A 623-nucleotide genomic window follows, 5' to 3' on the forward strand; every position below is an offset into this window, starting at 1 on the left:
AACCGCCACCACCGGCCCGGGCAGCCACAAGCTGCCCGGGCTTTTTTATGCGCCAGCTTCACCACATCCAGTGGGAGAGGTCGTTCGACCGCGAAACCCACATAGACCGGTCCTCCCTATACCCGATAAATACCCCAAATATCCCCTCAGGAACGTAGCGCAGCGGAGTAANNTGTAGGATATGGCTTACAGAAAAAGCTAAACGGTTGATATAAGGTGTTTTTCTGAAAGGGGATATATCGGGAAAATCCAGGAAATAGGCCGCTCGTTAGAGTTTTGTCAGGTGAGAAGAGTTCTCGTTCTTTCGCTAAAGCTCTGACTTGGCTTTGCTTTTCTGTACTTCGCCTGGATTCCGTAAAATAATTATATCGAAATAAATATGTCGAACCGTTCGACCTAATACGCTGTTAGGCATGCATAGAAGGGGATATTCATGGGCGCTATTTACGCCTCTCTAGTTGCTGAGCAATTGCTCGGAGCTCTTCTGTTGTTTTCGATCACTTGGTTGGTAATGAGAACAAAGGATGGGGAAAAACTAAAAGTTGGCTGGTTATGGTTGATGGCAGGGTTTATAGCCGTGACCTTTGGGGCAGGTACGGTTGTAGTGGTCTAATGAATCCGGA

The 623-nt window shown here is 47.5% G+C and carries 1 protein-coding gene; it reads left to right on the top strand.

Annotated elements, in window-relative coordinates; all coding sequences use genetic code 11:
• The first annotated feature begins 433 nt into the window (after positions 1 to 433).
• The gene (locus tag B3Q33_RS11495; protein WP_273009804.1) at positions 434 to 613 is read left to right on the top strand and encodes a hypothetical protein; all 180 of its coding nucleotides are present in this window, start codon (positions 434 to 436) and stop codon (positions 611 to 613) included.
• Positions 614 to 623 lie beyond the last annotated feature (10 nt).

Source organism: Alcanivorax sp. UBA3183 (assembly GCF_002364155.1).
GTDB lineage: Bacteria > Pseudomonadota > Gammaproteobacteria > Pseudomonadales > Alcanivoracaceae > Alcanivorax > Alcanivorax jadensis.

Bases quoted from the DNA above. Each gene is read 5' to 3' on its own strand.
- B3Q33_RS11495 (WP_273009804.1), top strand. From the start codon at position 434: ATGGGCGCTATTTACGCCTCTCTAGTTGCTGAGCAATTGCTCGGAGCT.